Annotated in this window: 17 protein-coding genes and 1 pseudogene; 9 read left to right on the top strand and 9 right to left on the bottom strand. The window is 68.1% G+C overall.

Annotation, left to right across the window (positions count from 1 at the left end):
• Positions 1-208: 208 nt before the first annotated feature.
• From ACWMMN_RS20470 to ACWMMN_RS20460, 3 genes are read left to right on the top strand one after another with little or no spacing between them, the layout of a single operon-like run.
• A complete protein-coding gene (locus tag ACWMMN_RS20470; protein WP_342705288.1) occupies positions 209-1,402 on the top strand; it encodes an efflux RND transporter periplasmic adaptor subunit in 1,194 nt (397 codons plus the stop codon).
• Positions 1,403-1,404: 2 nt separating this feature from the next.
• A complete protein-coding gene (locus ACWMMN_RS20465) occupies positions 1,405-3,438 on the top strand; it encodes a MacB family efflux pump subunit (RefSeq protein ID WP_059239495.1) in 2,034 nt (677 codons plus the stop codon).
• Between the two features lie 13 nt (positions 3,439-3,451).
• The gene (locus tag ACWMMN_RS20460; protein ID WP_059240930.1) at positions 3,452-4,825 is read left to right on the top strand and encodes an efflux transporter outer membrane subunit; all 1,374 of its coding nucleotides are present in this window, start codon (positions 3,452-3,454) and stop codon (positions 4,823-4,825) included.
• A 30-nt stretch (positions 4,826-4,855) separates the two neighbouring features.
• Here the strand turns inward: ACWMMN_RS20460 and ACWMMN_RS20455 are convergent, their stop codons facing one another.
• The gene (locus tag ACWMMN_RS20455) at positions 4,856-6,394 is read right to left on the bottom strand and encodes an MFS transporter (RefSeq protein WP_486423862.1); all 1,539 of its coding nucleotides are present in this window, start codon (positions 6,392-6,394) and stop codon (positions 4,856-4,858) included.
• A 178-nt stretch (positions 6,395-6,572) separates the two neighbouring features.
• Here ACWMMN_RS20455 and ACWMMN_RS20450 point away from each other — a divergent pair, with 178 nt between their 5' ends.
• Positions 6,573-7,493, top strand: coding sequence for a LysR family transcriptional regulator (locus ACWMMN_RS20450; protein WP_174992462.1), 921 nt, complete (start codon positions 6,573-6,575; stop codon positions 7,491-7,493).
• A gap of 43 nt (positions 7,494-7,536) precedes the next feature.
• On the opposite strand, the gene ACWMMN_RS20445 is transcribed toward ACWMMN_RS20450, so the two are convergent.
• The 6 genes from ACWMMN_RS20445 to ACWMMN_RS20420 all read right to left on the bottom strand — a co-directional run bounded on the left by ACWMMN_RS20445 (position 7,537) and on the right by ACWMMN_RS20420 (position 15,021).
• Positions 7,537-8,676, bottom strand: a complete 1,140-nt coding sequence (locus tag ACWMMN_RS20445) for an enoyl-CoA hydratase/isomerase family protein (RefSeq protein WP_059239488.1) — start codon at positions 8,674-8,676, stop codon at positions 7,537-7,539.
• Positions 8,673-9,464 (bottom strand): enoyl-CoA hydratase, encoded by a 792-nt coding sequence (locus tag ACWMMN_RS20440; protein WP_256087290.1) that lies wholly within the window; start codon positions 9,462-9,464, stop codon positions 8,673-8,675. Before ACWMMN_RS20440 ends, ACWMMN_RS20445 begins: the two co-directional genes overlap by 4 nt.
• Entirely contained in the window at positions 9,464-10,363 is a 900-nt protein-coding gene (gene mmsB, locus ACWMMN_RS20435; protein ID WP_069252269.1) for a 3-hydroxyisobutyrate dehydrogenase, read from the bottom strand. The genes ACWMMN_RS20440 and mmsB overlap by 1 nt, the downstream gene beginning before the upstream one ends.
• Positions 10,364-10,381: 18 nt before the next feature.
• The gene (locus ACWMMN_RS20430) at positions 10,382-11,911 is read right to left on the bottom strand and encodes a CoA-acylating methylmalonate-semialdehyde dehydrogenase (RefSeq protein WP_059239482.1); all 1,530 of its coding nucleotides are present in this window, start codon (positions 11,909-11,911) and stop codon (positions 10,382-10,384) included.
• A 109-nt stretch (positions 11,912-12,020) separates the two neighbouring features.
• Positions 12,021-13,727, bottom strand: coding sequence for an AMP-binding protein (locus ACWMMN_RS20425; RefSeq protein ID WP_059239480.1), 1,707 nt, complete (start codon positions 13,725-13,727; stop codon positions 12,021-12,023).
• Between the two features lie 160 nt (positions 13,728-13,887).
• Complete coding sequence (locus ACWMMN_RS20420) at positions 13,888-15,021, bottom strand: acyl-CoA dehydrogenase family protein (RefSeq protein ID WP_059240929.1); 1,134 nt, start codon at positions 15,019-15,021, stop codon at positions 13,888-13,890.
• A 137-nt stretch (positions 15,022-15,158) separates the two neighbouring features.
• On the opposite strand from ACWMMN_RS20420, the gene ACWMMN_RS20415 reads away from it, so the two are divergent.
• The 3 genes from ACWMMN_RS20415 (at position 15,159) to ACWMMN_RS20405 (ending at position 18,644) form a co-directional block, all read left to right on the top strand.
• The gene (locus ACWMMN_RS20415) at positions 15,159-16,193 is read left to right on the top strand and encodes an AraC family transcriptional regulator (RefSeq protein WP_059239478.1); all 1,035 of its coding nucleotides are present in this window, start codon (positions 15,159-15,161) and stop codon (positions 16,191-16,193) included.
• Positions 16,194-16,314: 121 nt separating this feature from the next.
• Positions 16,315-17,874 carry an NfeD family protein gene (locus ACWMMN_RS20410; RefSeq protein WP_486423861.1) on the top strand — a complete coding sequence of 520 codons (1,560 nt, stop codon included), beginning with the start codon at positions 16,315-16,317 and terminating at the stop codon, positions 17,872-17,874.
• Positions 17,871-18,644: a slipin family protein gene (locus tag ACWMMN_RS20405; RefSeq protein ID WP_059239474.1), complete on the top strand. Its 774-nt coding sequence runs from the start codon at positions 17,871-17,873 to the stop codon at positions 18,642-18,644. The genes ACWMMN_RS20410 and ACWMMN_RS20405 overlap by 4 nt, the downstream gene beginning before the upstream one ends.
• A 141-nt stretch (positions 18,645-18,785) precedes the next feature.
• On the opposite strand, the gene ACWMMN_RS20400 is transcribed toward ACWMMN_RS20405, so the two are convergent.
• The gene (locus ACWMMN_RS20400; RefSeq protein ID WP_486423860.1) at positions 18,786-21,230 is read right to left on the bottom strand and encodes a hypothetical protein; all 2,445 of its coding nucleotides are present in this window, start codon (positions 21,228-21,230) and stop codon (positions 18,786-18,788) included.
• A gap of 20 nt (positions 21,231-21,250) precedes the next feature.
• Between ACWMMN_RS20400 and ACWMMN_RS20395 the strand changes: the two genes are divergently transcribed.
• Together ACWMMN_RS20395 and ACWMMN_RS20390 are read left to right on the top strand one after the other, a co-directional pair.
• A complete protein-coding gene (locus ACWMMN_RS20395) occupies positions 21,251-21,538 on the top strand; it encodes a hypothetical protein (protein WP_256087267.1) in 288 nt (95 codons plus the stop codon).
• 389 nt (positions 21,539-21,927) lie between these two features.
• A pseudogene (locus tag ACWMMN_RS20390) lies at positions 21,928-22,159 on the top strand (slipin family protein); the annotation flags it as partial.
• 81 nt (positions 22,160-22,240) lie between these two features.
• Here the strand turns inward: ACWMMN_RS20390 and ACWMMN_RS20385 are convergent.
• Complete coding sequence (locus ACWMMN_RS20385; protein WP_059239463.1) at positions 22,241-23,518, bottom strand: HAD family hydrolase; 1,278 nt, start codon at positions 23,516-23,518, stop codon at positions 22,241-22,243.
• Positions 23,519-23,939 lie beyond the last annotated feature (421 nt).

The following is a 23,939-nucleotide window of genomic DNA, read 5'->3' as shown; positions in this document are numbered from 1 at the left end:
GGCACGGCTCTCGCACAATTCAGCACAATTTCCACACGATTTGGCGCGAATTCCTCGCTTACCATGAGCGTCTGATTCGATTCGGCACGCCCGCGCGATGCGTACGCGGATTCCGTCGCGGGCAACACGCCCGGCATGCGACACCAACCGGATCGCCCTGCTCGGCCGCACGCATCGCCGGCGCCCGCTTCATCCTCGCTGCGCTCTCATGACCCAGAAGACCCATCGCCGCCGGCGCATCGTGCTGGCTACCCTTGCCGTCGTCGCGATCGCGGCCGGCGTCACGCTGAAGGCCTGCGCGCCCGACAAGCATCCGCAGTACCTGTCCGCGCCCGTCACGCGCGGCGATCTCGAGAACGCGGTACTCGCGACCGGCGCGCTGCAGGCATTCAGGCAGGTCGACGTCGGTGCGCAGGTGTCGGGGCAATTGAAGACGCTGAAGGTCAAGCTCGGCGACAAGGTCACGAAGGGCCAGTGGCTCGCCGAGATCGACCCCGTGATTTCGGAAAACACGCTGCGCCAGGCGCGCGCGAGCGAAGAAAGCCTGCGTGCACAACATCAGTCGACCGCCGCGCAACTGACGCAGGCCGAACTCGCGTTCCAGCGCCAGCAGGCGATGCTGCCCGACGATGCGACGTCGCGCGAATCGTTCGAGGCCGCGCGCGCGACGCTCGACGTGCAGCGCGCGACACTCGCGTCGCTCGCCGCGCAGATCCGTTCGGCCCGCATCCAGATCGAGACCGCGCAGGCCAACCTCGGCTATACGCGCATCGTCGCGCCGATCGACGGCGAGGTCGTCGCGATCGTCACGCAGGAAGGCCAGACCGTGATCGCGCAGCAGCAGGCGCCGGTGATCCTGAAGCTCGCGAATCTCGACACGATGACCGTGAAGGCACAGGTGTCGGAAGCCGACGTGATCCGCGTGAGCGCCGGCCAGGCCGCGTATTTCACGATCCTCGGCGAGCCGGACAAGCGTCACTACGGCAAGCTGCGCGCGATCGAGCCGGCGCCGCAGAACTACGCCGACGCGCAAAGCGCGCTCGGCGGCGGCGCGGGCGGCAGCGCGAAACCGAACGCCGCGGTGTTCTACAACGCGCTGTTCGACGTGCCGAATCCCGAGCACCGGCTGCGCATCTCGATGACCGCGCAAGTCAGCATCGTGCTCGGCAACGCACGCAACGCGCTCAGCATTCCGGCCGCGGCGCTCGGCGAGAAACGCAAGGACGGCACCTATGCAGTGCGCGTGCTGCGCGCCGACGGCAGCACGGAAACGCGCAACATCCGCATTGGCATCAACAACAACGTGCGCGTCGAAGTGCTGGCCGGCCTGAAGGACGGCGAGCGCGTCGTGATCGGCGAAGCCTCGGCGGACGAGCACGCGCCGCTATCGGACGTGGTGTGACGATGAGCCAGCCCCTGCTGAAACTCGCGGCCGTCACGCGACGCTTTCCGGCCGGCGACAAGGACGTCGTCGTCCTGAACAACGTGAACCTGTCGATCGATGCGGGCGAGATCGTCGCGATCGTCGGCGCGTCGGGCTCCGGCAAGTCGACACTGATGAACATCCTCGGCTGCCTCGATCACCCGAGCGAAGGCATCTACACGGTCGGCGGACGCGATACGCACATGCTCGACAGCGACGAGCTGGCGCAGCTGCGTCGCGAGCACTTCGGCTTCGTGTTCCAGCGCTATCACCTGCTGCCGCACGTCGACGCGGTCGCGAACCTCGAAATGCCGGCGATCTACGCGGGCACCACGCGAGCGGCGCGGCACGCACGCGCACGCGAACTGCTCGCGCGCCTCGGGCTCGCGGATCGCGCGCATCATCGGCCCGGGCAACTGTCCGGCGGCCAGCAGCAGCGCGTGAGCATCGCGCGTGCGCTGATGAACGGCGGCCAGGTGATCCTCGCCGACGAACCGACCGGCGCGCTCGACACGAAAAGCGGCCAGGACGTGATCCGGATCCTGCACGAGCTGAACGCGCTCGGCCATACGATCGTCATCGTCACGCACGACAAGGCCGTCGCGCGCCATGCGCGACGCATCATCGAAATCAGCGATGGCGAGATCGTCGCCGACCGGCCGAACCGCCACTACGCGGAAGCGCTTGCGGAAGCCGGCATCGCTGCCGCCGCAGCTTCCGGCCCGGCAACGGACGCGCCCTCCGCACCCGCCGCTCACGATGCGCCGCCGCCCTCTGACGCCGAACCCGGCCCGCGCGCGCGCCGCTTCGCGGCCGGCACCGGCCGCTTCGCCGAGGCATGCCGGATGGCGTGGATCGCGCTCGTGTCGCACCGGCTGCGCACGCTGCTGACGATGCTCGGCATCATCATCGGCATCACGTCGGTCGTGTCGATCGTCGCGGTCGGCGAAGGCGCGAAGCGCTACATGCTCGACGAGATCGGCAGCATCGGCACCAACACGATCAACGTCTATCCGGGCACCGACTGGGGCGACAGCCGCGCCGACACGATCCAGACGCTCGTGCCGGCCGATGTCGCCGCGCTCGCCGAGCAGCCGTACGTCGACAGCGCGACACCCGAAACGTCGCGCACGCTGCTGCTGCGCTACCGCAACGTCGACGTCAACGCGCTCGTGAGCGGCGTCGGCGACCGCTACTTCCAGGCACGCGGGATGCGCTTCGCGCTCGGCGCCGGGTTCGACGACGACGCGGTGCGCCGCCAGGCGCAGGTGGCCGTGATCGACCAGAACACGCGCCGCAAGCTGTTCGGCGCGACGCGCAACCCGGTCGGCGACGTAATCCTGGTCGACAACGTGCCGTGCGTCGTGATCGGCGTGACGGCCGACAAGAAGAGCGCGTTCGGCAGCGTGAAAAGCCTGAACGTGTGGGTGCCGTACACCACCGCGAGCGGGCACCTGTTCGGCCAGCGCTATCTCGACAGCATCACCGTGCGCGTGCGCGACGGGCAGCCGAGCGCCGCTGCCGAGAAAAGCCTCGAGAAGCTGATGATCCAGCGCCACGGCCGCAAGGATTTCTTCACGTACAACATGGACAGCGTGGTCAAGACCGTCGAGAAGACCGGCCAGTCGCTGACGCTGCTGCTGTCGCTGATCGCCGTGATCTCGCTCGTCGTCGGCGGGATCGGCGTGATGAACATCATGCTGGTGTCGGTCACCGAGCGCACGCGCGAGATCGGTATCCGGATGGCCGTCGGCGCGCGCCAGTCCGACATCCTGCAGCAGTTCCTCGTCGAGGCCGTGCTCGTCTGCCTGCTCGGCGGCACGATCGGCATCGCGCTGTCGTTCGGGCTCGGCGCACTGTTCTCGATGTTCGTCGCGCAGTGGAAGATGGTGTTCTCCGCCGGTGCGATCGTGACGGCGTTCGTGTGCTCGACGCTCACCGGTGTGATATTCGGTTTCATGCCCGCGCGCAACGCGTCGCGGCTCGATCCGATCGATGCGCTCGCGCGCGACTGACGAAAGACCTGCCATGACGCATTCCTCACCGCTTCACCGCTTCGGCGCAATCGCGTGCGCGGCCGCGCTGCTCGCCGGCTGCGCGGGCGCGCGCCACGACCCGCTGCCGGCGGTCGCGATGCCCGCGAACTGGGCCGCCCCCATCGCGGCCGACGCGCCGGCCACCGCGCACGACTGGTGGCGCAGCTTCGGCGATCCGCAACTCGACGCGCTGATCGACGACGCGCTGCGCACCAACAACGACCTCGCGATCGCGGCGATCCGCGTGTATCGCGCGCAACTGCAGGCCGGGCTCGCCGATACGAACCTGACGCCCAACGTGACGGCCGGCGGGAACGGCGCCGTGTCGCGCACGCTCGATACGCACCGGACGAGCCGGTCGAGCGGCATCAACGGTTCGCTCAGCTACGAAATCGACCTGTGGGGCCGGCTGGCCGCGCTGCGCGATGCCGCGCACTGGGAAGCCGATGCAACGGCCGCCGATCTCGAAGCCGCCCGGCTGTCGCTGATCGGCACGACCGCGTCGCTGTACTGGCAGATCGGTTATCTGAACCGGCAGATCGCGCTCGGCGACGCGAACATCGCGTATGCGGTGCGCACGCTCGCGGTCGTCCGGTCGCGGCACACGGCCGGCGCCGTGTCGGGGCTCGACCTCGCGCAGGCCGAACAGAGCCTCGCCGCGCAACGCGCCACGCAGACGCAGCTGATCCAGCAGCGCACCGAGAACCGCCACGCGCTCGCCATCCTGTTCGACCGGCCGCCGCAGGAGCGCGCGGCCGAACCGTCGGCGCTGCCCGCCGCGGCGCCACCTGAAGTGGCAGCCGGCCTGCCCGCGAGCCTGCTCGGCCGGCGCCCCGACCTGCGTGCGGCGGAATTCCGGCTGCGCGAGTCGCTCGCGCAGGTCGACGCGACGCGCACGAGCTTCTACCCGACCTTCACGCTGACCGGCAGCGCCGGCACCACGAGCACGAGCCTCGAGCGCGTGCTGATGAATCCGGTCGGCACGCTCGGGCTCGGCCTCGCACTGCCGTTCATCCAGTGGAACACGATGCAGCTGCAGATCAAGGTGTCGAAGTCGCAGTACGAGGAAGCGGTGGTCGGATTCCGCCAGCGCCTCCATACGGCGCTCGCGGAAGTCGAGAATGCGTTGTCGGCACGCGTGCAGCTCGAACGCGAGGCCGAACAGCGCGCGTTGTCGCTGGCCCAGGCGCAGCGTGCCGAGCGGCTGGCCGCCGCGCGCTTCGCGGCCGGCGCAACCGCCGTGCAACCGTGGCTCGACCAGCAGCAGGTACTGAGGAGCGCGCAAAGCGCCGACGAGCTGACGCGCCTGAACCGGCTCAACAACCAGATGAAGCTCTACCGCGCGCTCGGCGGCGGCACGTCCTGACCGGCAGGCCGGCGCGACGCGCGGGCCGCGTCATTCGCACACGGCCGCCCCGCGCCGTGCAGGCGCGAACGCCACCGCGCTTGCCGTTGCGAGCACGGCCACGCCGGCCGCGCCGTACACCATCACCCAGCCGAAGCCGTGCACGAGCGCCGCATGCAGCGCCGCGCCGGTCGGGTCGGCCTGCGCGAGCGCCGGCGCGATCGCGTGCAGCCCGTCGGTGCGGCCCGACGCGATCTCCTGCGCGAGCCGGCGCAACGCGGCAGCGCCGATCGCGCCCGCCGCCCCGCCCTTCAGGCTCGCAACGATCCCCGCGACCAGCACGAAGCCCATCGCCGCGATGTTCAGCGCGAGCGAGATCATCCGCGCGCTCATGTCGATCCCCGACGCCATCCCGGCCCGCGAACTCGGTACCGCGCCCGTCGTCGTGTTGGTAACGGGCGTGTTCGTCAACCCGAGCCCGATGCCGGCGATCACGCAGCCGGGCAGCATCGTCAGCCAGCTCGCATGCTCGGCCGCGCTGCCGAGCCGCATCAGCGCGAAGCCGGCCGCGATCGTGAACAGGCCGCCCGGAATCACGACGCCCGGCCCGTAGCGCAACGCGAGCCGCTCGCCGAACGGCGGTGCGACCAGCGTCGGCAGCGTGTACGCGAGCAATGCGAGGCCGGCCGTCACGCTGTCGTAGCCGAGCGCGACCTGGAACCAGATCGGCAGGTAGATCATGAACGGCCAGAAGCTGAAGTTCATCCCCATCGAGCCGAAGATCGCGCCGGTGAACGCGCGGATCCGGAACACCGAGAAGTCGAACATCGGCCGCGCGCTGGCGCGCTCCGCGATGACGAAGCCGATCACCGCGAGCACGGTTGCGCCGAGCACGCCGAGGCCCGCCGCGCTCGTCAGCCCCAGCTCGGCGCTTTGCGTGATGTAGAACGCGAGACCGAGCACCGCGAGCGACAGCGTGACGATGCCCGCGACGTCGAGCGTACCCGCATGCGGATCGCGCGATTCCTGCACCGCGCCGCCGATCAGCACGAGCGCGACGGCCGCGAGCGGCGCATGGACGAGGAACACCCACGGCCAGCTCGCCAGCGCGACGATCGCGCCACCGACGATCGGCCCGAAGCCGAGCCCGATGCCGAACACGATTCCCCAGATCCCGAAGGCGCGGCCGCGTTCGCGGCCCTCGCGGAACTGGTGCGACAGCACCGCAATCTGGCAGATCAGCATCGCGCCGCCGCTCGCGCCCTGCAGCAGCCGGCCCGCGACGAGCACCGGCACATTCGGCGCGAGCCCGCACAGCAGCGACGTCGCGCCGAACAGCACGGTGCCGATCACGTACACGCGCTTGCGGCCGAACCGGTCGGCGAGCGTGCCGGCCGCCATCAACACCGTCGTGCACGCGATCGTGTACGCATTCATGATCCACTGCATGCCGTTGAAATCGCCATGCAGCACGCGTTCGAGCGTCGGCAGGATCACCGGCACGCTCGAGATTTCGAGGCCGAACATCAGCGACGTGAGACAGACGGCCGCGAGTGCGACCGCATTCCTGCGGGAATCGGATAGCGTCATGCGTATTGCGCGGCGACCCGGCGACAGGCCGCGCGCCTCCAGGTGAGTAGGATTCGCCGCGTGCGGCCGGCGACGCACGCTGGACGGGAATCGGTACTATAGTGAGAATTTCCCTCCCCATTGACGCGTATATTTCCACGAACTGGGGAATCTCAGGACTCAATCACGGCAACTCGCGATGACCGACAGACTCGACGGCGTGACGACCTTCGTCCAGGTAGTGGAATCGGGCAGCTTCGCGCTCGCCGCCGAGCGGCTCGACATGACGCGCTCGGCGGTCGGCAAGGCGATCGCGCGGCTCGAGAAGCGGCTCGGCGCGCGGCTGCTGCAACGCACGACGCGCAGCCAGAGCCTGACCGACGACGGCCAGGCGTACTACGACCGCTGCGTGCGCGCGCTGTCGGAGCTGGAAGCGGCAGAAGCCGATCTCGATTGCGGCCGCAACGAGGCGCGCGGCAAACTGCGGCTGAGCGTGCCACTCGCGTTCGGGCACCACTGCGTGACGCCGATCGTGCTCGATCTCGCACGCAATTACCCGCACTTGCGGATCGACGTGTCGATCACCGACCGTTTCGTCGATCTCGTCGAGGAAGGCATCGACCTCGCCGTGCGGATCGGCACGCTCGCGGACAGCACGAGCCTCGCGGTGCGGCGGCTCGGCACGCAATACGGCAGCCTCGGCGCCGCGCCGTCGTATCTCGCGCGCTACGGAATGCCGAAGACGCTCGACGACCTGAAGCACCACCGGACGATCGCGTATTCACGCTCGGGCGTCATTCAACCGTGGGACTTGCGCGCGCCGGACGGCTCGACGGTGCGGATCGACATGCCGCATCAACTGAGTTTCGACGACGTGCAGGCGATCGCGGCGGCCGGCGCGTCGGGGTTCGGGATCGCGTGGGTGCCGAGCTGGCTGCTCGACCATTACGTGAAGCGCGGCGAGATGGTGGTCGTGCTGGATCGCTGCTTCGTGTGCGAAGGCGACATCCACGCGATCTGGCCGAAGACGCGCTACCTGCCGCGCAAGACGCGCTGCGTGATCGACGCGCTCGCGCAGGCGATTCCGCCGATGATCGAGCGCCCCGCCGACGCGCGATGAGATGGGTTGAAACCGACGCGCCGCCGCGCGGCGCGTCGGGAGATCACGCCGCGCCGAGATCGGCGAGCGGATGTGCGAACAGCTTCCACGGCGACGTCAGGAAATGCCGCACGCGTTCGGCGCGCACTTCGACCAGCGACGCGGGCGCCCAGCGCGGCTTGCGATCCTTGTCGACGAGATGCGCGCGCACGCCTTCGCAGAAGTCGCCTTCCTCGATCGCACGCGCGACGATGCCGAGCTCCATCCGGAACGATTCGGCGAGCGTCATCTGCCGGCCGCGCAACAGCGCCTCGCGCGTCACCGAGAGCATCGTCGGCGAATGGCTCGCGAGCGCATCGAGCGTCGCCTGCAACCATTGACGGTGCTCGCGCGACAGCTCTTCACGCGCGAGATCCTGCGTGAGCGTCGCGACGATCCGCTCGACGGTCGAGCGTTTGTCGAAGTGGCGGACGATCCACGGCATCTGGCTGTCGAGCGCCGCGTGCGGCACCACGTTGCACGGCGGCTCGAACACCTTGCGCAGCAACGGCAGCGCATCGCCGTCCCACCTGACGCTTTCGATGCGCGTCTCGAACGTGTCGAGCCACGCGGACGGCACGCACAGATCCGCGAGCTTCGCGCTCAGCGCGTCGGCGCCCGACAGCATCGCGCCCGTCAGCCCCGTGTACAGCTCGAGTTCGACCGGCATGCGCGACAGGAAATGCGTCGCGCCGACATCGGGCACGAGGCCGATGCGTGTTTCCGGCATCGCGATCTTGCTGCGCTCGGTCGCGACGCGCAGCGCCGCGCCTTGCGCAAGCCCCATGCCGCCGCCCATCGTCACGCCGTCCATCAGCGCGACCACCGGCTTCGGGAACGTGTGGATCGCGTAGTCGAGCCGGTATTCGTCGACGAAGAACGGCAGCCAGGTTTCGCGCTGCGCGACCATCCGGTGCAGCGCGCGCACGTCGCCGCCCGCGCAGAAGCCCTTCTCGCCCGCGCCGCGCAGCACGACCGCGACAATCTGGTCGTCGGTGCGGCAGCGCTCGAACAGCGCGGCCAGCTCGCCGATCATCGCGTACGACAGCGCGTTGAGCGCGGCCGGCCGGTTCAGCGTGATCAGCGCCACGCGGTTCACCACGCGGAACAGCACCTCGGGCGCGTGCTCCGCGAACGCGTCGTGTTTCGTCACCGGCGTGCTCATCGTTGCGGCTCTCCATCGGTGTGCCATTGCGGCGCGCGCTTGCCGAGGAACGCGGCCACGCCTTCGCGCGGATCGTTCGTGTCGAACAGGTCGACGAAACGTTCGCGCTCGACCGCGAGCGCCGCACTGCGCGGCACGCCGCGACGCGCGAGGCCGATCAGTTCCTTGCTGTACGCGACCGCATGCGGGCTCTGCCGCGCGACGTTGCGCGCGAGCGCCAGCGCCGCATCGCGCGCGGCCCCGCTTTCCACCACGTCCTCGACGAGGCCGATCCGCAGCGCCGTCGCCGCATCGACGCGCGCGCCGGTCAGGATGATCTTCTTCGCCCAGCCCTCGCCGACGAGCCAGGGCAGCGTCTGCGTGCCGAGGCCGCACGGCAGCAGGCCGACCGACGGCTCCGGCAGCGCCATCTGCGCATGCGTCTCGGCAATCCGCAGGTCGCACGCGAGCGCGCATTCGAGCCCGCCGCCCATCGCATAGCCGTTGATCGCCGCGATCGTCACGACGCGTGCGTCATGCAGCGCCTCGAACGCCGCGCCGAAGCGCGACGCCATCGAGCGCGCGACCGCACGGTCGCCATCGGCGAACGTGTTGAGGTCGGCGCCCGCGCTGAAGAACTTCGGGCCGTCGCCGGTGATCACGAGTGCCCGCACGCGCGGGTTGGCGTTCAGTTCGGCGACGGTCGCCTGCAGTTCCAGCAGCCCGTCGGCGGTAAAGGCGTTCGCGGGCGGACGCTTGAGCGTCGCGCACGCGATTGCGCCGTCGTCGACGTAGTCCAGTTCGATCATCACGCGTCCTTCTTCGTTGCCGGTTGGTACAGGCGGATCACCGCCGAGAAATCGAGCTGGCCGTCGCCGCGGCTGCTCATCGTCTGGTACAGCTGCTGCGCGAGCGCGCCGAGATAGACGGGCTGGCGTGCCTGCTTCGCCGCGTCGTTCGCGAGGCCGAGATCCTTCAGCATCAGGTCGGTGCCGAAGCCGCCCGAGTAGCCGCGCGACGACGGCGCGGTCTCGATCACGCCCGGATACGGGTTGTAGGTATCCGAGCTCCAGCAACGGCCCGTCGACGTGTTGACGATGCCGGCCAGCACCTTCGGGTCGATGCCGAGCGCGACGCCGAGCGACATCGCCTCCGACACGGCCGCCATCGAGATGCCGAGCACGAGGTTGTTGCAGACCTTCGCGACCTGCCCCATGCCCGTCGCGCCGCAGTGGACGATGTTCTTGCCCATGCCCGCGAGCACCGGCTTCACGCGCTCGAAATCCGCGTCGCTGCCGCCGACCATGAAGGTCAGCGTGCCGGCCGCCGCGCCGCCGGTGCCGCCCGACACCGGCGCATCGACGAACGCGCCGCCGTGCTCGCGCACCAGCGCGCCGAATGCCTGTGCGCTCGCCGGGTCGATCGTGCTCGAATCGATCACGGTCGCGCCCGCGCCGAGGCCGGCCAGCACGCCGTTCTCGCCGGACAGCACCGAGCGCACGTGCGGCGCGGCCGGCAGCATCGTGATCACGAACGTCGCGCCCGACGCCGCATCGCGCGGCGACGCGGCCACCTGCGCGCCGGCGTCCTGCAGCGCGCGCAACGCGTCGGCGCTCAGGTCGAACGCGTGCACTTCATGGCCGGCTTTCAGCAGGTTCAGCGCCATCGGCGCGCCCATGTGGCCGAGGCCGATAAATCCGATTTTCATGGTGGTCTCCTCCGCCGCTCAATGCAGCCGGATCGTCGTGTTCACCGGGCCGGCCGTCGTGTCGTCGTCGAACCAGCGGGCGGTGACCGTCTTGGTCTGCGTGTAGAACTGCACGACCTGCTTGCCGTACGGGCCGAGATCGCCGAGCTTCGAGCCGCGCGAACCGGTGAAGCTGAAGAACGGCACGGGCACCGGGATCGGGATGTTGATGCCGACCTGGCCGATGTCGATCTCGCTCTGGAACTTGCGCGCGGCCGCGCCGCTCTGCGTGAACAGGCCGACGCCGTTGCCGAACGGGTTCGCGTTGACGAGCGCGATCGCTTCGTCGAGCGTGTCGACTTCCATGACGACCAGCACCGGGCCGAAGATTTCATGCGTGTAGACCGACATGCCGGTCGTCACGCCCGAGAAGATCGTCGGGCCGATGAAGTTGCCGTGCTCGTAGCCGTCCACCTTCACGCCGCGGCCGTCGAGTTCGAGCTTCGCGCCTTCCTTCACGCCCGCGTCGACCAGCGACAGGATGCGTTCCTTCGCGGTCTTCGACACGACCGGCCCGACGTCCGTGCCGGCTTCCGCGCCCGCATTGACTTTCAGTGCCTTCGCCTTCGCGACGAGATCCGGCAGCCAGTCGCGCGCCTTGCCGACGAGCACCGCGACCGACGTCGCCATGCAGCGCTGGCCGGCGGCGCCGAAACCCGCGCCGACGAGTGCGTTGATCGCCTGCTCGCGGTTCGCGTCGGGCAGGACGATCGCGTGGTTCTTCGCGCCCATCATCGACTGCACGCGCTTGCCGTGCGCGCTGCCGAGGTTGTACACGTGCGTGCCGACCGCCGTCGAGCCGACGAACGAGATCGCCTTCACGAGCGGATGCGTGCAGATCGCATCGACGACTTCCTTGCCGCCGTGCACGACGTTCAGTACGCCTTTCGGTACACCGGCTTCGACCGCGAGCTCGACGAGTTCCATCGTCGACATCGGATCCTGCTCGGACGGCTTCAGCACGAACGTGTTGCCGCACACGATCGCCATCGGGAACATCCACAGCGGAATCATCGCGGGGAAGTTGAACGGCGTGATCCCCGCGCATACACCGAGCGGCTGGCGCAGCGTGTAGGTATCGACGCCGCCCGCGACGTTCTCCGCGAATTCGCCGAGCTGCAGCGTGCCGATCGAACACGCGTGCTCGACCACTTCGAGGCCGCGGAAGATGTCGCCTTCGGCGTCGGGAATCGTCTTGCCCTGCTCGGCCGTCAGCGTCTTCGCGATGCGTTGCAGGTTCGTGCGCACGAGATCCTGGAACTTCAGCATGATGCGCATGCGCGCGGCGATCGGCGTGTTCTTCCACGTCGCGTACGCGGCGTGCGCGGCCTGCACGGCCGCGTCGACTTCGGCGACGGTCGCGAACGGCACGCGCGCGAGCACCTGCTGCGTCGCCGGGTTGACGATGTCGCGCCACTCATGGGTGGCGGACTCGACGAAGGCGCCGTCGATCAGCAGCTTGACCGTCGGCACGTCTTGCCCGGTACGGGGCGTCGGATTCGCGTTCATCGATGCATTCTCCTTGCAGTGGGCCGCGTAGCGTCATGCATCGCGCGGCCGGTTCGGTTCGGCTGCGGGCGGCGGCCGCGACATGCGGCGCGCGCGGCCCGCGGTCACGTCATTTCAATTCAGCAGCAAAATCTTCTTCCCAGTATTCGCCTGGCATCCGCGCGCTCGCGTCGTCGCCGCGCTCGATCTCGCGACGACGCAGCTCGACACGGCGGATCTTCCCCGAGATCGTCTTCGGCAGCTCCGCGAACTGCAGGCGGCGGATCCGCTTGTACGGCGCGAGCTTCTCGCGCGAGAAGCGGAAGATCTCCAGCGCGAGTTCGGGGCTTTCCTCGTAGCCCTGCCGCAGCGTGATGAAAGTCTTCGGCACCGATAGCCGCACGGGATCGGGGCTCGGTACGACGGCCGCCTCGGCGATCGCCGGATGCTCGATCAGCACGCTCTCGAGTTCGAACGGGCTCAACCGGTAGTCGGACGACTTGAACACGTCGTCCGCGCGGCCGATGTACACGTAGTAGCCGTCGTCGCCGCGCATCGCGATGTCCGACGTACGGTAGTGACCGTCGCGCATCGCATGGGCCGTCGCGTCCGGGTTGTTCGCATAGCCTTTCATCAGCCCGACCGGGCGCGTGACGTCGGCGCCGATCGGCAGCGCGACCTCGCCTTCGGTCACCGGCACGCCGTCCGGGTCGAGCAGCGCGATCCGGTAGCCGGGCAGCGGCCGGCCCATCGAGCCCGCGACGACCGGCTGGCCCGGCGAGTTGCCGATCAGGCAGGTCGTCTCGGTCTGGCCGTAGCCGTCGCGGATCGAGATGTTCCACGCCTTCTTCACGCGCTCGATGATCTCGGGGTTCAGCGGCTCGCCCGCGCCGACGATCTCGCGCAGCTTCACGTCGAACGACGCGAGCGGCTGCTGGACCAGCATGCGCCACACGGTCGGCGGTGCGCACAGCGTCGTCACCTGGTATTTGACGAGCGCATCGAGCACGACCTTCGGCTCGAAACGCGCGTAGTTGAATGCGAACACGCAGGCCTGCGCATTCCACGGCGCGAAGAAGCAGCTCCACGCGTGCTTCGCCCAGCCCGGCGAGCTGATGTTCCAGTGGATGTCGCCCGGCTGCAGGCCGACCCAGTACATCGTCGACAGATGGCCGACCGGATAGGTGCGGTGCGTATGCTCGACGAGCTTCGGCTTCGACGTCGTGCCCGACGTGAAGTACAGCAGCATCGGATCGTTCGCGTGCGTGACGGCGTCCGGCTCGAATTCGGCGCTCGCCGCATAGCCGTCGTTCATCGCGAGCCAGCCGGCGCGCGGCGCGCCGGCAACGATCTTCCGCGCGAGGCCGAGATCGGCCTGTTCGAATTTGGCGGTTTCGTTCTCGTCGACGATCGCGTATTTCGCACCGCCGATCTGCACGCGGTCGCGCACGTCGTCGGGCGACAGTTGCGTGGTGGCAGGCAGCACGATCGCGCCGAGCTTCATCGCGGCGAGCATCGCGTCCCACAGCTCGACACGGTTCGGCAGCATCAGCAGGATGCGATCGCCGCGCACGACGCCGATCGAGCGCAGCCAGTTCGCGATCCGCGACGAACGCTCGGACATCTGCGCGAACGAATACGGATCGCCCGTACCGGTTGCCGCGTCGACGATCCACAGCGCGGGCTGGTCGTTGCCGCGCGCCATCGGGTCGAAATAGTCGAGCGCCCAGTTGAATGCATCGAGCACCGGCCATTCGAAATCGCGGTACGCGGTTTCGTAGTCGGTGCGATGGCGCAGCAGAAAGTCGCGTGCGTTCAGGAATGCCTGTACCGTCATCGTTTCCTCCAGTCTCCATGTCTCGCGGTCAAGCGGCGCACGTGCTGCAGCGCGTGCCCGCCTGCCTCTGTTGCGGCGCACGGTCACGTCGTTGCGTGCCGCGTTCACCGCGCTGCCCTCGTGCCCTGCGTGATGTTTCGACCGGTGCAACCGCCGCGGCTCAAAGCTGCCGTGCGATCACCATCCGCTGCACTTCGCTGGTGCCTTCGTAAATCTGCGTGATGCGCGCGTCGCGATAGTGACGCTCGACTTCGTAATCGACCAGGTAGCCGTAGCCGCCGTGGATCTGGATCGCATCCGAACACACGCGCTCGGCCATCTCGGACGCGAACAGCTTCGCCTGCGACGCTTCCGACAGGCACGGCAAACCGGCCGTGCGCAGCTTCGCCGCGTGATGCACGAGCAGGCGCGCGGCGTTGATCTGTACGGCCATGTCGGCGAGCTTCTGCTGGATCGCCTGATGCTCGGCGATCGGCTTGCCGAACTGCACGCGCTCGCCCGCATAGCGGCGCGCCTTGTCGAACGCGGCGCGCGCGATGCCGAGCGCCTGCGCGGCGATGCCGATGCGGCCGCCCTCGAGGTTCGACAAGGCGATCTTCAGCCCTTCGCCGCGATTGCCGAGCAGGTTCTCTTCCGGAATCGCGCAATTCTCGAACGTGATCGGGCACGTATCCGACGCGCGGATGCCCATCTTCTTCTCGGGCTTGCCGACGATGAAGCCCGGCGTATCGGCCGGCACCAGGAACGCGGAAATGCCGCGCTTGCCGGCTTCCGGGTCGGTCATGGCAAAAACGATCGCCACACCGGCGCGCTGGCCGTTGGTCACGAACTGCTTCGCGCCGTTCAGCACCCATTTACCGTCGCGCAGCTCCGCACGCGTGCGCAGGTTGTTGGCCTCGGAACCGGCATGCGGCTCGGTCAGGCAGAACGCGCCGATCACGCGGCCCGCCGCCATGTCGGCCAGCCAGCGGTCCTTCTGCGCCGGCGTGCCGAAGCCGAGGATCGGCCCGCAGCCGACCGAGTTGTGCACGCTCATCATCGTCGCGCACGCGGCGTCGCCGGCCGCGATCTCTTCCATCGCCAGCGCGTAGGCCACGTAGTCCGTATACGCGCCGCCCAGCTCCTGCGGCACGATCATCCCGAGCAGGCCGAGTTCGCCGAGCTGCGCGACGATCGCGTCCGGCAGGTGCGCGTCGTGGTCCCACTGCGCCGCGTTCGGCGCCAGCATCTCGGTCGCAAAGGCGCGCGCGGCATCGCGGATCATCCGCTGGTCTTCGGTGTAAAGCTCGTCCATGGTGCTGCTGTCTCCCGCGGCCGCCGGGCGCGACCGTCCTTGCGTTTCGATGCAACAAGTGTAGGCAAGCACACGCGACTGTTCGATGCTCGCGTCGCTCATTTACACTGAGCGTTTTTGCCACACCGGCGACACCGATGAAGCAGGAAGACAAGGGAACCGTCGCGATCAGCCTCGTCGCTTACAGCGTCGCGCTCGCCACGCGGCGCGGCGTCGCGGCCGAGCCGCTGCTCGCGCAGGCCGGCATCGCGCCCGCGCTGCTCGCACAGCCGCGCGCACGCGTGTCCGCGCAGCAGTACGGCGCGCTGTGGAACGCGATCGCACGCACGATGGACGACGAGTTTTTCGGGCAGGATCGCCACCCGATGCGCAGCGGCAGCTTCATCGCGATGAGCCAGTCCGCGCTGTCCGCGCGCGACGGGCTGCACGCGATGGCGCGCGCGGTGAATTTCATGCACTGCGTGCTCGACGACCTGCACGCGGAGCTCGACGCGAACCCGCAGCGCGTGCGGCTGCGTTTCGTGCACCGCAACAATGGCGCGACGCCCGCGATGTTCACGTACGCGACCTATTTCATCATCGTGTACGGGCTGACCTGCTGGCTGATCGGGCGCCGCATTCCGCTGCTGCATGCGAGCTTCCGCTGCGACACGCCGCCTGCCGACCACGAATATCCGTCGATGTTCTGCGACGACATGCGGTTCAACGAACCCGATTCGTATGTCGATTTCGATCCCGAATTCGCGACGCTGCCGGTCGTGCAGAACGCGAAGACGCTGAAAACCTTCCTGCGCAACGCGCCGGCCAGCTTCATCGTCAAGTATCGCAACCCGAATGCGCTCGCGCAGCGCGTGCGCGCGGTGCTGCGCGGGATGCCGCCCGCCGCGTGGCCCGGCGCGGGCGGGATGGCCGCGCGGCTGCACGTGGCCGAGGCCACGCTGCGCCGCAAGCTGCACCAGGAAGGCCAGGCGTACCAGTCGATCAAGGACACGCTGCGGCGCGATCTCGCGTTCGAGGCGCTGGCCGACCCCGCACGCACGATCGCCGACGTCGCTGCCGCCACCGGTTTCGCCGAACCGAGCGCGTTCTACCGCGCGTTCCGCAAATGGAGCGGGCGCAGCCCGGCCGACTATCGCGACGAAGTGCTCGCGCGCGGTGGCGGCGCGGTCTGAATCCGCGCTACGCGGCCGCGGCTTCGCGCTTTCCGCCGAAACCGCCTAATCTTTAAGCATCGGGCCCACGCCCTTTCCGCAAGCCGGACGGCACGCGGCCGCGCGCCGCCCGGACGTCCCGATGCACGTTCACCGTCATGAGCCGCCGCCGGCGCCTGCCGCGCCCGACGGCCGCCCCCGTCACCCGCTGTCCGCGCGGGTCGCGCGCGCCGCGCTGTTCGCGGCGCTGCTCGTCGTGTGCGCTGCCGTCGCCGCGCCACCATCCGTCGACACGCCCGCGGCACGCCCGGTCGTCGTGATCCCCGTCAACGGCGCGATCGACCCGGCCAGCGCCGATTTCATCGTGCGTTCGCTCGACCGTGCCGCCCGCGAGCGCGCGCCGCTCGCGATCCTGCAGCTCGACACGCCCGGCGGCCTCGATACGTCGATGCGGCAGATCATCAAGGCGATCCTCGGCTCGCCGGTGCCGGTCGCCGCGTTCGTCGCACCGGGCGGCGCACGGGCCGCGAGCGCGGGCACCTACATCGTCTATGCAAGCCACTTCGCGGCGATGGCGCCCGGCACCAATCTCGGCGCGGCGTCGCCCGTGCAGTTCGGCATCGGCGGCGCCGCGCCGCCGGGCGGAAACCCGGCGGCACGGCGTCCGACCGGTGCGGCGGGCGCATCCGGCGCATCGGATGCATCCGCCACGGCCGCGCTGCCGACCGATACGCAGTCGACCGAGATCCGCAAGGCGATGCAGGACGCCTCCGCGTATATCCGCGGCCTCGCGCAATTGCGCGGGCGCAACGCCGAATGGGCCGAGCGCGCGGTGCGCGAGGCTGTGAGCCTGTCGGCGAACGAGGCGCGCGCGCAGCATGTGGTCGACCTGATCGCACTGGATCCTGCCGACCTCGCACGCCAGCTCGACGGCCATAGCGCGACGACCACCGCCGGCACGGTGCGGCTCGCGACCGCGCACGCGCCGCTCGTCGTCGTCGAACCCGACTGGCGCAGCCGTTTTCTCGCGATCATCGCCGATCCGAACGTCGCGCTGATCCTGCTGACGATCGGCATCTACGGCCTGTTCTTCGAGTTCGCGAACCCGGGCTTCGTGCTGCCGGGTGTCGTCGGCACGATCTGCCTGCTGGTCGGGCTGTTCGCGATGCAGTTGCTGCCGATCAGCTATGCGGGCCTTGGCCTCGTGCTGCTCGGGCTCGGCTGCCTTGTCGCCGAGGCGTTCCTGCCGACCTTCGGCGTGCTCGGGTTCGGCGGGATCGTGTCGTTCACGATCGGCGCGCTGATGCTGATCGACACCGACGTGCCCGGTTACGGGATTCCGTGGCCCGTGATCGCGAGCCTTGCGCTCGGCGGCGGGCTGCTCGTCGCGGGCGTGTCGAGCGTCGCGCTGCGCGCGCGGCGCCGGCCGGTCGTGACGGGCGCCGAGGCGATGCTCGGCAGCATCGGCGAAGTGCTCGACGACGGCCTCCATCCGGACCAGCCGCACGGTGCGGCCGGCGCCGCGCCGTCGGCCGCCGGCTGGGCGCTCGTGCACGGCGAGCGCTGGCGCGTGGCGAGCAGCGCACCGCTGGCCGCCGGCTGCCGCGTGCGCGTCACCGGCCGCCACGGCCTGCTGCTCACCGTCGCACCGCTCTACGACGCGCCCGCGCCACAACAACAACACCAGGGAGCATCAACATGATTGGCTACACCTTCGGCTTCAGCAGCGTCCTGATCGTCTTCGTCGTGGTGCTCGTCGCGTCGTCGATCCGTATCTTCCGCGAGTACGAGCGCGGCGTCGTGTTCATGCTCGGCCGGTTCTGGAAAGTGAAGGGCCCGGGGCTCGTGCTGATCATCCCGATCGTCCAGCAGGTCGTGCGGATCGACCTGCGCACCGTCGTGTTCGACGTGCCGCCGCAGGACGTGATCACGCGCGACAACGTGTCGGTGAAGGTCAATGCGGTCGTGTATTTCCGCGTCGTCGATCCGGAGAAGGCGGTGATCCAGGTCGCGCGCTTCTTCGACGCGACGAGCCAGCTGTCGCAGACGACGCTGCGGTCGGTACTCGGCAAGCACGAGCTCGATGCGCTGCTGGCCGAGCGCGAACAGCTGAACGCCGACATCCAGAAGACGCTCGACGCGCAGACCGACGCATGGGGGATCAAGGTGTCGACGGTCGAGATCAAGCACGTCGACCTGAACGAAACGATGGTGCGCGCGATCGCGCGGCAGGCCGAGGCCGAGCGCGAACGGCGCGCGAAGGTGATTCATGCGGAAGGCGAGCTGCAGGCGTCCGAGAAGCTGCTGCAGGCCGCCCAACGGCTCGCGCAGGAGCCGCAGGCGATGCAGCTGCGCTACCTGCAGACGCTGACGACGATCGCGGCGGACAAGAATTCGACGATCGTGTTTCCGCTGCCGATCGATCTGCTGGGGGCGTTGCTGGACCGGCTGGGCGGGAAGCGCGAGGCGTAACGGCAGCGGCTCGAACCCTCGAACCGGTGCCGGGGACGGTCGCGTCACGCCGGAGCCGACCGGCGCGCGGCCTGATTGACCCGCGCCGGGATCGACTCAATCGGTTCGCGCCGCCTTCAACATCGTGTCAGCACTGCGATGTCAGCCGTTGGTCGCGGGCGTCAGCCGTTTGCGCACGCCCGTGAGCGCAAATCGTCCGAACGCCGAACGCTCGACGCCCGACAGTTCGGCCTCCCGGATACCGAGCGCTTCGGACAGCCGATGGATCGTGGCCTGCATATCGACGATCCGGCGCTCGTCAGCCAGCCGTTCGTCGACGTGCCGGGCCGTCTCGAGCGCATGCCGCGCGACTTCGGCCTCGTACCGCGCCACGGCGACATCGCGTTGCGAAGCCGTGACGGCGACGGTCTCCGTCAACTGCGCGATACGCGCATCCAGGGTATCCACGGCGTGCTGCAATGCGACGCGTTGCCCCTCTGCGGCAGACGCCGCGGCGCGCCACTCCGCGACTTCGCGCGCGTTGGCGAGCCTCGTCTCGCCGAGCGCGGCCTCGTTGTCGAGCAGCGTCCTGCGAAGCGCGGCCTCCGTCTCCGTCAGCGTCGTGCGGAGGACCGCTTCCCTTTCCGCGACACGCGACGCCTGAGCGCTGAATTCGGCACGGATTTCGCCCGACAATGCGCCGATGGCATCGGCCTGCCGGTCGCGCAATGCAGCCAGTTCATCGGCAAGACTCCGTACCGCGTGCTCGACATCCGACGCTCCCGATCGACCTTCGAGCCCCTGTTTGAGCTCGGCCACTTTCGCATCGACGAGGCGCGTTTCGGCGACCGACCAGCTCACGTAATTTTCGAGCTGTGTCTTGACGGCCTCCACCACACCCGCGACCTGGCTCTGTACCTGCTCGGACAGGCGGGCGCTTTCCGCCAGGCTGGCATCCCGCGCACAGATATCCCGGACCAGTTGGCGCTCCCGGTTTTCGCGGGACCGGTATCCCAGCAGCAGCGGCGCGAGCGACGTCAGACGGGTTCGCAGCCGCGTGAACAACGCCGTGACGTCATCGTCGTCGAGCGCGATCTCGTCGCAGGCGACCCGTCGCAGCATCGCATAAGCCTGAACGACCTCGGGCAACATCGACGCATGCCGGTCGAGATCGTCGACGGTGAATTCGGCGTGCCTCAGGCTGTTGTCCAGGAACTCGCCTGCGTAGTCCTCGTACAGCGCGTCGCCCGGTTGCGGTGCGGGCAAGCCGACGCCCGTTGCCATGCGGCCGAGCTGCGTCAGCGGATCCGTCATCAGCACGTCGAAATCGATCAGGACGCGCCGGCAACCGCGGCTGTCCAGCACGGCATCCACCATGTATTCGAGCCACAGGACGTGCGCCTTCTCCTGCGGCATCTGCACGGCGCGCGCCATCGAGAACGCCACGCTCAACGGATTGCGCAACGCGATCACATACCGGACGTCCGCATCGATTTGCTCGAACACGGGTTGCCAGAACGGCAGCACACGCGTCGTGCGCGGATCCTTGAAGCCGAACGGCATGCCGCCCGCGAGGCGTTCGCGCAACAGCACGACCGCACGGGCATGGAGTTCGTCGCGCTTGCCCTGAGCGACTTCGTTCACGCGCATCGGGCCGAGCGTGTCCCAATCGCCGCCGACTTCGCGCTCGAGCTCGAGATTGACCGCATGCAGATCGACGTCTTCCCAGTAACCTTTGGCATTGACGTGGGCATTGGCCTCCATCAGGCGCTCGCCCAACTCGACGCCGAGCGCCTTCAGGCCCCGCGTCGTCGCACTCGTGCCGCTACGCGGCGATCCCAGCACCACAATCAACTTTCGACGGCTTTCCATACACTCCTTTTTCCTTTGCGAAGCAGCCGGGTATTGCCGAGTCAATGAGCACACCATCCCGTTGCCGCTCGCAATCTCGCGACAGACTTCGATCGCGTCAAAGTCGTTGCGATACCACCGGCGAATATTGTCTTCGCCTTGCGTGCACAGCGTCTTGTCGAAGTGCGCGGGATTGCGGTGCGCGTCCACATCGTCATCGGGCAAATGCAATGGCCCCAGCCCAAGAATCTCCGACAGCACCGATGCGTCGTCGGTCAGCCATTCCTGCTGCGCGATGAACGCGATGTCCGCCGCGCGCGAACGCAGGTACGCCGGCGAAATCAGCCAGTCCCAAACCGACGTCTTGACGTGATCGATTTGCCGCATGGCGTGATGCGCCGCGGCAGAAACCGCCTGATCCTGCGAGACAATGGCACGCGCAAGCGCATCGGCCGTCCCGAACCGGGCGAAAGCCGCCGCTTCGCCTTCCGTCCACTCGCCCTGATAACGCGGTCGGCCCTTTCTCAAGCGACTGTAGAACCCGCTCACGTATCGTGTGATCGGGTTGCGCAAGCAAAAGAAGACTTTTTCACCGACAGGAATATCCGGCAGTCGTACCGCGTGTCCATGGAGATGGACATCGCGGATGTCACGACCGTTCGCTCCGAGGGACTTGATCGCGTGAACGAGCGCCGTGCCACCGGTTTTTCCGATGTGCAGGAAATGGATGCGGGATTCGTCTGTCGAATGCGTCATGACGTCCGGGATCGTTTGTGATGACGGCCTACACCGCAACCGCAGCGCCGTTCATGGCATGCGAGATCGGGTTCCGGCATATCGCCTGCCCGCATCGATTTGTCGAAACACAGGATCTTTCCGCGCTCTTCGGCGTTCGCCACCGGCGACGTGTTGGCGCGGCACCGCACACTGATGTAATAGCCAAGGACGTCGCGAGTCATACCGGAGTAAGGCTCGCATCCGGTATCGAGCCGGCAGGCCGTACCGTCGACGGGATTCAGGCGCAGCAGCGATTGACGGGGGGTGACGAGGAGATGCGCGGGTAATGACATGAAGTCGAGGGAAGTCTCGTATATGCTTTTCGTCGCCGGTTCCGGCGATCCCGCTTCCGGCTCGCTACCGGACTCTCATCACCATACCCGATGTCGGACAACGCAATCTGCAACGTACGTCTCGGTCCGGCACACAGCATCGAACGACAGCCTGGCGCGCCCTCCCCGGGTTTCGCCGGGGCGTAGTCGTTCGAGCCATTGCGCCGGGCTCAAAGCGCCGCCCCGTTTCCGGGAGAGCGAAATCGCGCGTATCTTATCAAAAAAATACTCCGCTCCACCGGATTCGCGCAGGCTATCCGGCAACCGGTTTCGGTACGCCATGCCACCGGCACTCGCGTATCGGGAAAGGCTTCGCGCGAATCACGCCTGGCGCTCTTCGGGGCGCCGAACGCGAGCGGCGCGCGAAGGTGATTCATGCGAAAGGCAAAGCAGGCGTCGGAGAAGCTGCTGCAGGCCGAGCAACGGCTCGCGCTGCAGCCGCAGGCGCTGCAGTTGCGCTACCTGCAGACGCTGACGACGATCGCCGCGGACAAGAATTCGACGATCGTGTTTCCGCTGCCGGTCGATCTGCTGGGGGCGTTGCTGGAGCGGTTGGGCATGCCGCGCGAGCGCTGAGACGCGCGTGTTCCGGCCCGCGCAACACCGCCGTCGCGCCCGCCGGACGCCGGGCCGCAGCGGCCCGGCACCCGCCACACGTCAAGCGAGCAGCTTGCGCTCGGTCTTGCCGTACTTGATTGACTTCTCGTCCGGGATCATCAGGCCCGTGTGCTCGTCGCGGCCCTGCAGCAGGAAACGCGCGTCCGGCTTGCCGACCTGCTCGGCCGCGAGCTTGCTGTCCGCGCCGATCTCGCCCTTCTTCATCCGGTTGACGATCACGCCGGCCGCGGTGTCCTTGAAGTCGCGCAGCATCCACGCGTCGCCGTCGCTGTCGCCGAACACCAGCAGCGGGCCGTAGCCCTTCTTCGATTCGAGCACGTTGCGGATGCCCACCGTCTTGCCGGGTCCCCAGTTGAAATGCCAGCCGGCCGGATAGGTGCTCGTGTACTTGCCGTCCTGCATGTCGAGGCGCAGGCCGATCACGTTCTCCGGCGGCACGCCGTAGCCGTAGTTCGGATTGCCGGCGAACACGCGCACGACATCGTCGAGCGACGCGGTGCTCACGTACACGTCGATGCCGTTCGCGCGCAGCGTGTGCATCACCGCGCGGATTTCCTCATGGATGCGAATGCCGTGGAAATGCGTGTCGGCCACCACGCCGGCCTTGCCCGGCAGCGTCTTCGGGCTTTCGTAGCGGACCTTGCGCAGCGCGTCGCCGATCCCGTAGTTATCCGACGCTTCCGCCATCGCCTGCAGCTCGGCGGTCGTCATGTTCTTGTAGAAGTAGATGATCCACTTGTAGCCGACTTCGAGCGGGTGCGTGTCGCAGATCGCGTCGTACATGAAGTACAGCTTCGCGCGGAAATCCTTGAACTGGTCGGTCTCGCGAATCTCGTCGAGGCTCTTGCCGCCGCCGAAACCCTGGTAGTTCGCGTAGAGCCAGCGGTAGTCGGATTCAACGTCGGCGGCGAGATCCTCCATCGTCACCGGCTTGCCGTCGACGGTCGTGTAGTCCTTCATGAACGCGCCCTTCGGCACGTCCTTCCACATCACGCCGACGAATTCGTCCGGCGTCAGCTTGTACTGAAGATGGTTGATCTGGTACATCAGCAACGCCTCTTCGCAGTCGTTCATGATGCACGTGTTGTCCCAGTCGAACACCGCGTACGGGCGGCGCTTTTCATCGTAGCGCGCGCTCGCGACGCCATGCTGGTCGAGCACCGCCTGCAGGCGCGCAGCGTTGAACGGCGACCAGCGGCCCGGGTCCAGCGCATCCGGCGCGATTGCGCTCTTCGCGTCGGCGGTGCCGGCCTTGAGCATCAGCGACGTCGCAGCGGTCGCCGCGGCAAGGGTGTTCATGAACTGGCGGCGTTGCATGGTCTCTCTCCGTGGAAATGTCGAATCGGTTTCGGTCACTACCCCGCGCGGCGCACTGGCGGCTCATCGCCGCTGCGAAGCCGGGGCGGCTTCGAATTGGGGGCGAATGATGTGACGAAATTATTTCGGCAATTTGACAGCGTCACGCCGCGACGCGACGCCAAGTTGATCCGGCGCGACATGCCGGGCCCCGCAAGATGGCCGGACACGGCGATCCGGCCCGGCAACGGGCCCGCTCCCGACATCGTCCCGAAACCTAGAGGCTCCCCTCCATTCCCCCCTTCCATTGGGACAAATCCTCACTTCCCGGCGCGCAGAACCGTCTATGATCATTACATCGCTCAATGACACATTAAATGCTGACTGAATAACCCGCGACGGTGACGCCGACGGGCGCGTTCCGGATCAGCGCCCCCAACGG

It is taken from the genome of Burkholderia cepacia complex sp. TUM26381, assembly GCF_057439935.1.
This window is presented reverse-complemented; position numbering and strand designations above follow the sequence as displayed.